The following is a 7,210-nucleotide window of genomic DNA, read 5'->3' as shown; positions in this document are numbered from 1 at the left end:
CAGAAACGGGGAAAAAGAAAAACGAATTTCCTGATTGCTATTGTCCTTTTAGCCACAGAAGCTTGGCTGAAGAAAATGATATTAAGGTTTTGGCTGTTGCTCGTGATGGTGATTGGGAAAGTTATTGTGAAACATCAGGCAACATTGATTACACAGAAGAATTTGCAGATGCTCTAAGTATGTTCAATAAGGAAACTTCTCCTTTTGCATTCTTATCTATGTTAACTTCGAAAATTGAACAAGAAGAAGATGATGCAGCAGACTTTATTGAAAAAATACGTAGTGGTGTAGAAAGCTACTTTAATGCTTTACGCCAGATCAAGAAGCCGACTCCTTCCATTACTGGGAACCTGATGGTTGCCATGGTTGGTTAAATGAATTTGAGTTATCTGACAATAATTTTAAAATAGTCGATCATTCTGAAGATTATATTGTCTTAGAGATAAGTGCCAATATCACTGTTGAAGTTGAGGGTGAATTTTCGCTTTCTCAATACGATTTTATAGACCGCGACCATGTCTATATTGGTGGTGTTACAGCTACAGTTGAAGAACAGTTTACTTCTGAAATCTTAGTTACTGTATGTGGTGATTTAACCGGTGATTTATCTGAGCTAGAAATTGAAGAAGTTGAGGTGGTAAGTCCTATAACTTCGGTAGACTTTGGTACATTAGAGCCTGATTACGGTGAACACGAATAAAGGCACATAACAAGTTGCTTAAACGGAAAAATAACAGTTGGCCAACGCTTCGCGATTATAGTCAACCATTATTTTCCGCTTAGCAAAGCGTTATATGGCTCGGTCGTTTGTTTCTTTAGATTAAATGGAGAGAAGTATGAAAAAGCTTTTGGTCATGATTATTGCCGCATTTTTCTTGTCGGGCTGTGCGGGGATGATGCCAGCTGAGAAGAATGTGAAGAAGACCTTTACATATGACTATCAGGTCGAATCCGTCAACCAAGAAGATCTTTGGGTTCGTGCGCGAGACTATTTCGCAGAAACTTATGGAGACAGCAGGTCTGTTTTGCGAGTTCAGGATCGAGAGGAAGCTACTTTAATAGGTCGTGGAGCAGCAACTTGGTATCTTGCGACGAATCGATGCTCAACTGAATATCATGTTCGATTCCAGAGTAAGGATGAAAAGGCACGACTTCAACTCGAGTTAATCGAAGGTGTGCCTTCCTACAGTTCATGCTCAGGCTTCCCATGGCCGACTAAGGACGGTTACCAAACCATCGTAACCGATTTCGATGCTCTCTCTGCCGGACTAGAAAAGGCGCTTAACGAAGGTTCTTCTTTTTCTGACTTCTAGTGTTGAGTTCTAGCCATATAACAAGGTGGTCAACGGGGCGCTAACTGCGCTGGGCTCCGTTGGCGCCCATTACCACTGGCGTTATGCAGAGCGTTCGTCTTGACGTACGTGCCGAAAAGCGTACAATTGGTGAAAAGTTGAACACGCAAGAGGTGCGTCATGACCGGAATTACAGCAACTGAGGCGCGCGGTAACCTTTATCGGTTGATTGATGAAACTGCCGAATCCCACCAACCAATCGTTATTATGGGTAAGAGGAACAAAGCTGTCTTGGTGTCTGAAGAGGACTGGTCAGCTATTCAGGAAACACTTTACCTTCTCTCCGTACCAGGTATGCGGGAGTCTATTCTTGAGGGAATGGATACCCCCGTGGACGAATGCGATGAGGAGCTGGACTGGTGACATGGAAGTTGGTTTATACCAAGCAAGCCCAGAAAGATGCAAAGAAGTTGGCCTCGAGCGGCCTTAAACCAAAAGCCCAGGAATTGTTGAAACTGATTGCGGAAGATCCATACCGCAAGCCGCCTCCATTTGAGAAGCTTATCGGTGATCTTGCGGGAGCGTATTCACGTCGCATCAATATTCAGCATCGTCTGGTGTACCAGGTTCTTGAAGATGAACGGGTGGTTAAAGTTCTCCGGCTCTGGAGCCACTACGAATAATGCATAACCAGCCGCTGTTGCCGGACAATTTTTCCACTGCTGCGCAGTTCCAAAATTGCCGCAAAGCTTCGCGTTAGAAGGGGAGCGTGAACCACAGTTGACACACTACCTTATTAGAACTACAGTTGCGATATGATAGAAGTCAGGACGACAGCGAGATTCACGAAATGGTTCAGATCCCTCAAGGACCGAAGGGCAAAGGCTCGAATTCAGGCCCGGATTGATCGAGTCGAAATGGGCCATTTCGGCGATGTGGCACCCGTCGGGGAAGGCGTGAGTGAGTTGCGAATCTTCTACGGGCCCGGTTACAGAGTCTATTTTGTACAGCAAGACGCTGTTGTCGTGATACTTCTATCCGGTGGCGACAAAAGTTCTCAGAAAGCTGATATCGCCAAAGCCAAAGAAATTGCCAGGCAGTTGGAGGTATAAGGCTATGGGTATCAAAACTACGCGCTGGGATTCAGCAGAGCACCTTGAAACAGAAGAAGATATTCAACTGTATCTTGAGGCCTGTATCGAGGAAGCCGGTGACGATCCTGCATTCATTGTGCATGCGTTGAGTGTTATCGCGCGCGCCAGGAATATGAGCCAACTTGCACGAGATACAGGACTTACCCGAGAAGGCTTGTACAAAGCCTTATCACCGGAAGGTAACCCTACGTTCAGTACAGTCGCAAAAGTCGCAAAGGCGCTCGGCTTGCAGATCACTGTGCAGACTCCCCCGAAACCGCCTTCTAACAATCATTTCTGCGCGAAAGGCGGACAAGTGCGAACGAAAGACTTATGAAGGGTATAGACATGCGTGATCATTACGATTTTACAGAGTCCGTTAAGAACCCATACGCCAAGAAGCTCAAGAAGCAGGTTACGATCCGGCTGGATGAGGATACCGTTGCATATTTCAAGAATCTGGCCGAGAAAAAAGACCTTCCGTATCAGAGCCTCATTAACCTATATCTGCGCGACTGTGCACAGTCACACAAAGACCTAAAAATTGAGTGGCAATAATGAATGGCAATAAACTGTTAACAAACGGCTGCTGCCGGACAGGCAAAAGCTTCGGCCAAAAAAAGGCCTCCACGTCTGCCTGACGTAGAGCCGGGCGTTATGCTCCGAAAGGTAAATATGTATGAAGTTTGATTTCCGCTTGGGAACGATAGATGAAGTTTTAGAGGTTGATGCTCAAATACCTGAATTTGATGGTAGAACAACAGCAAGTAAATTAATGGCTAAATTAACGGGTAAAACGCACTTAATTCTAATCGCAAGCCACAATGAAAAGCCAATGGCATACAAAATTGGTTATGAGATTTCTAATACTGAGTTTTATAGCTGGCTTGGCGGAGTTGATCCAAATTATAGAAAACAAGGTGTTGCCACCAAGCTACGAGAGCAACAAGAATTATGGGCCTTAATCACGGTTATAGTGCCATTAGTGTGAAATCGATGAACCAGTATCAAGCGATGTTGCAGTTGCTTATTTCTAGTGGTTATCAAATATCAGGTTACGAAGATAATGGTTGTACTGCTACTAGTAAAATTAAGTTTATCAAACAGTTAAACCAATAGGCATAACAAATAAGAATAAGTGTCGCGCAGCCGACACTTTATTTGGGTGTTGAACAAGCCCGTTGCTTTATTAAGTAAATAGCTCGAATGCGCATAGGTAGGTGTTGCGCCTGGCACTTTTTTTAGCGCGAGCGCAGCCAAGAAGTGAGCAGATAGGTTGCCACTTCAATATGTTACGTTAACGATGTGGTTTTTGTCGGTTCGTCCTCCTGTGTTTAAGTGAACGCCATTCTCCTTATTCTGTTCGCCTTTCGGCTACCTCGGTCGTGTCACGCCCACGCAGACCATGAGCCGCTCCCCGCACGTCGGACAACATCGTGTTGTATGCTGCTCAGGGGGTGCCGTCAACGGGCAAAGTCTGGTGTGCCATGTGAAGTAACAGACGTTGAATATGGTGTTGCTTGCGCTTGGCACTGCCATGCAATAAGCCATAGTCACGCACGCGTTGTAGCCCTTTGGGTAAAACATGTTGAAGTATCAACATCAGGAACTGATTGGTAGGCAACGAGCGGGTCGCTGATTGGTTTTTACTCGTTCCCACGCTCCTGCGTGGGAACGAGTAAAAAAGTAATCGAACCACGGTTAACTAATGCCTGATTGTATTGTTTCTAGTTGCTGATTTTGTACTTGGCTTTGCTCATCATCTGTGACCTGTTTTGAGGTCTTTGATGATCTGATCGCGGCTCGAATGATAAGTTCAATGATTTAGGAAACAACGCCGTATGAAGGTGACATGCTTGTAGGCTATTTGGGACTAGATTGTCGGATGGTGAAAGTCGGTAATGAAGTGTACAAAGTAATGGGTATCATTGATTTCTGTGTTGCCGAACAATATCGAGGTAAAGGTATTGGGTCACTCATGCTTTCTGAAGTGTCGTCGTTTGCACAGGGAAAAGGGATTGATTTCATAATGCTCATTTCCGAGCTAGATGGCTTCTATCTGAAGCATGGTTATAGCAAAGTCGAGACAATCCATTCTTGGTTACGGATTAATGAGCATACAAACTACGGTGTGGCAGTTGAGCATATTGATAATTTGTTTATCAAACCAGTAAGTGGCAAAGAGGTGGGCAAATGGTCAGTTTGGACTGGTTGGGTTATATGTACTAATCGGCACAGGGCATACAAACGCTTCAAGAGGGACTTCCAACGCGTGGCATTTTTATTATGCGTTGATTTTGGTGGTTACGGTGTTATGCGGAAAGTTGGTAGTAGCGTTGTCAGCCCCTTAAGCGGGCGTATGTGTGCAGGAGTTAATCATGATTCGAGTGGTATATCGTTGGAAGGTTGAAGAAGAGAACTTCGAGAACTTTCAAAAAATCTGGAGCCGCACAACAAACAGAATACATGAGACGGTGCCTGGGGCACTGGGGAGCTTCATGCTTCGCAGCGCTGAAGACAAAACCGAAGTAATCACAGTGGCAAAATGGGATTCAATGGAGAGCTGGAAAGCATTTTGGGGTTCTGAGAATCCATCAGAAATGGTCGAGATGCGAAAAATAGGCGAGCGAATTTCAGCCATGGCCTATGACGAAATAGGTGATTTTACACGCTGAACAAAGGAAGGTTCTTGCCAATGCTTCACGATCCACATAACCAGGCCAGCCACTGCGACGTCCACTTCATTGCGGCTTTGCTCCATTTCGTAGCCGCGCGTGCTGAGCGGCGTTAGCAATCCCTTCTATCCCACTGTCTTGCCAAATGAGTAAAAAAGGAATAGATTATACTCATGATCGATTTTGAGTTCGATGACGATAAGAGCAAAGCCAACCTTGAAAAACATGGCATTGACTTTCAGGCTGCGCAGGAGCTCTGGAATGACCCTGATATTCTGGAAATCCGGGCCAAGTCTGATGACGAGCGGCGGTTCCTTGTCATAGGGCTTATTGGTGCAAAGCACTGGTCTGCTGTCGTCACGTACAGAAGCGAGAGAGTTCGTCTGATTTCTGTCAGGCGCTCCCGCAAGAAAGAGGTAGAGCTATATGAAAGCTAAAGACTTTGATAAGAAGTTTGACGAAGGAAAACAAGACATCATTGATGATCTTGACCTTTCCACCGCACGGCGCGCCAATCAAGAGCAAAAACGCATAAATGTCGACTTCCCGTCTTGGGTAGTCGAGTCTTTGGATCGTGAAGCGGCGCGTGTAGGTGTTACGCGGCAATCCATCATCAAAGTATGGTTAGTTGAGCGCCTCAAAGCTGAATCTGCTAACAAGCCGCTCAATGGTGACCCCGCAAGCGGTACACATTAACAGGGCGTTAGCACCAAAAAGTTGAGATATGGCAAAGGTTAAGAAAAAGCTCACTCCGGCTCAAAAGCGTGCGAAGAAAGCCGCGAAGGCCGAGCGACAAAAGAAATACCAGTGGGTCTTTATGAACGGCAAGCAAGTCAGAATAAAGCGGCCACCGACTGTGGATGGCATACCGTTTTGATTTCAACCAATGGCGTTCGGTCGAATAGTGCTAACCAGGCCATCCGCCGGTGGACCGGTGGTAAGCGTTAGCCCTGTATAAGGAAGTTAATATGAGTCATGATCACAGTCATAAGGTAGGTAATTACAATCGCTCATTTGCTATTGGCGTTATATTAAATATCGTCTTCGTTGCGATTGAAGCTGGTTATGGGATATTTGCTGACTCACTTGCACTGATAGCGGACGCAGGACATAATTTAAGTGATGTGGTCAGTCTGTTGCTCGCCTGGGGGGCGAGCATACTCGCCAGAAAAGCTGCAACAGAAAATAGAACGTATGGCCTTCGAAAAGTTACCATTTTGGCTTCTATGGCCAGTGCGATACTTTTACTTGTTGCTCTTGGAGGTATTGCTTGGGAGGCCGTTGGGCGCTTTCTCAACCCGCAGCCTGTTGAAGGCATGACGGTTATTATCGTGGCTGGAATAGGCGTCGTGATCAACACTTTGACTGCGTTACTTTTTGTCAAAGGTCAAAAGCAAGATCTGAATATTCGAGGTGCTTTCCTTCATATGGCTGCTGATGCCGGGATATCCTTGGGTGTGGTGATCGCTGGCATATTTATTCTATACAAAGGTTGGTTGTGGATCGATCCTGTTGTCAGTCTATCGATAGTCGCTGTTGTATTTATCGGAACTTGGGGATTACTTCGTGATTCTATCAACTATTCTATCGATGCTGTACCAAAAAACATTGATATTGCTGGAATAAATCAATATTTTCATAGTTTCGAGAATGTCAGTCGCATACACGATTTGCATGTCTGGCCAATGAGCACTACCGAAATAGCGTTGACCGTTCATATAGTCGTTAATAACGAGTCGTTGGATAATGATTTCCTACAAAGTCTTCAGGAACAACTCCACGATCTTTTCGGAATTGAGCATTCGACAATTCAGGTTGAAACATCCAAACAGGATAATAAGTGTAATCTGGAAAAACCTAAATGTGTATAAAATGGTCTAACAAGGCGCTGCGCTGGACGGCAATTCCGCTGCGCTCCAAATAACCCGAAAATACAAGGTTATGCTTACATGTAGCAATGAATTTAAAGATAATAGGCCAAGTCCGTATGTGGTTTTGTGACAATGGCCTATTAAATTTTAGGTGAAACTTTTACATTAATATCAATTTTCATGCTAAGCCACAAAGAATAACACCCATCGTACGCTCAATCCATAATTTAAAGCTGTCA

14 protein-coding genes and 1 pseudogene are annotated in these 7,210 nt (G+C 44.9%); 14 read left to right on the top strand and 1 reads right to left on the bottom strand.

Annotated features, from left to right (window positions below):
* The 8 genes from DZ54_RS25330 to DZ54_RS22530 all read left to right on the top strand — a co-directional run.
* Positions 1-374 (top strand): PIN domain-containing protein (locus tag DZ54_RS25330; RefSeq protein WP_205619424.1); only part of this gene is annotated, 374 nt, incomplete at its 5' end.
* Positions 375-836: 462 nt separating this feature from the next.
* Complete coding sequence (locus DZ54_RS24410) at positions 837-1,313, top strand: DUF4468 domain-containing protein (RefSeq protein WP_025675127.1); 477 nt, start codon at positions 837-839, stop codon at positions 1,311-1,313.
* A 159-nt stretch (positions 1,314-1,472) separates the two neighbouring features.
* Positions 1,473-1,715 carry a type II toxin-antitoxin system Phd/YefM family antitoxin gene (locus tag DZ54_RS0115760; RefSeq protein WP_025675126.1) on the top strand — a complete coding sequence of 81 codons (243 nt, stop codon included), beginning with the start codon at positions 1,473-1,475 and terminating at the stop codon, positions 1,713-1,715.
* Positions 1,712-1,975 (top strand): Txe/YoeB family addiction module toxin, encoded by a 264-nt coding sequence (locus tag DZ54_RS0115755; protein WP_025675125.1) that lies wholly within the window; start codon positions 1,712-1,714, stop codon positions 1,973-1,975. Before DZ54_RS0115760 ends, DZ54_RS0115755 begins: the two co-directional genes overlap by 4 nt.
* A 132-nt stretch (positions 1,976-2,107) precedes the next feature.
* Entirely contained in the window at positions 2,108-2,404 is a 297-nt protein-coding gene (locus DZ54_RS0115750) for a type II toxin-antitoxin system RelE/ParE family toxin (protein WP_025675124.1), read from the top strand.
* A 4-nt stretch (positions 2,405-2,408) separates the two neighbouring features.
* Positions 2,409-2,762 carry an addiction module antidote protein gene (locus DZ54_RS22535; RefSeq protein WP_025675123.1) on the top strand — a complete coding sequence of 118 codons (354 nt, stop codon included), beginning with the start codon at positions 2,409-2,411 and terminating at the stop codon, positions 2,760-2,762.
* Positions 2,759-2,983 (top strand): BrnA antitoxin family protein, encoded by a 225-nt coding sequence (locus tag DZ54_RS0115740; protein ID WP_205619423.1) that lies wholly within the window; start codon positions 2,759-2,761, stop codon positions 2,981-2,983. Before DZ54_RS22535 ends, DZ54_RS0115740 begins: the two co-directional genes overlap by 4 nt.
* A 121-nt stretch (positions 2,984-3,104) precedes the next feature.
* Entirely contained in the window at positions 3,105-3,416 is a 312-nt protein-coding gene (locus DZ54_RS22530) for a GNAT family N-acetyltransferase (protein WP_240474044.1), read from the top strand.
* A 383-nt stretch (positions 3,417-3,799) separates the two neighbouring features.
* Here DZ54_RS22530 and DZ54_RS27610 read toward each other — a convergent pair.
* Positions 3,800-4,070: pseudogene (locus tag DZ54_RS27610) on the bottom strand (transposase); the annotation flags it as partial.
* Between the two features lie 207 nt (positions 4,071-4,277).
* Here DZ54_RS27610 and DZ54_RS27240 point away from each other — a divergent pair.
* The 6 genes from DZ54_RS27240 (at position 4,278) to DZ54_RS0115700 (ending at position 6,971) form a co-directional block, all read left to right on the top strand.
* Positions 4,278-4,835: a GNAT family N-acetyltransferase gene (locus tag DZ54_RS27240; RefSeq protein ID WP_051416070.1), complete on the top strand. Its 558-nt coding sequence runs from the start codon at positions 4,278-4,280 to the stop codon at positions 4,833-4,835.
* A complete protein-coding gene (locus tag DZ54_RS0115720) occupies positions 4,804-5,100 on the top strand; it encodes an antibiotic biosynthesis monooxygenase family protein (RefSeq protein WP_025675120.1) in 297 nt (98 codons plus the stop codon). Before DZ54_RS27240 ends, DZ54_RS0115720 begins: the two co-directional genes overlap by 32 nt.
* 173 nt (positions 5,101-5,273) lie before the next feature.
* Positions 5,274-5,537 carry a BrnT family toxin gene (locus tag DZ54_RS0115715; RefSeq protein ID WP_025675119.1) on the top strand — a complete coding sequence of 88 codons (264 nt, stop codon included), beginning with the start codon at positions 5,274-5,276 and terminating at the stop codon, positions 5,535-5,537.
* Positions 5,527-5,796 carry a type II toxin-antitoxin system BrnA family antitoxin gene (gene brnA, locus DZ54_RS0115710; protein ID WP_025675118.1) on the top strand — a complete coding sequence of 90 codons (270 nt, stop codon included), beginning with the start codon at positions 5,527-5,529 and terminating at the stop codon, positions 5,794-5,796. The genes DZ54_RS0115715 and brnA overlap by 11 nt, the downstream gene beginning before the upstream one ends.
* Before the next feature lie 28 nt (positions 5,797-5,824).
* Positions 5,825-5,977: a hypothetical protein gene (locus tag DZ54_RS25325; RefSeq protein WP_164831613.1), complete on the top strand. Its 153-nt coding sequence runs from the start codon at positions 5,825-5,827 to the stop codon at positions 5,975-5,977.
* Between the two features lie 91 nt (positions 5,978-6,068).
* A complete protein-coding gene (locus tag DZ54_RS0115700; protein WP_025675117.1) occupies positions 6,069-6,971 on the top strand; it encodes a cation diffusion facilitator family transporter in 903 nt (300 codons plus the stop codon).
* Positions 6,972-7,210: the final 239 nt, after the last annotated feature.

The sequence above is a fragment of the Salinivibrio socompensis S35 genome, from assembly GCF_000513715.1.
GTDB lineage: Bacteria > Pseudomonadota > Gammaproteobacteria > Enterobacterales > Vibrionaceae > Salinivibrio > Salinivibrio socompensis.
Note: the sequence above shows the minus strand (reverse complement) of the source record. Positions and strands in the feature narration are given on the sequence as shown.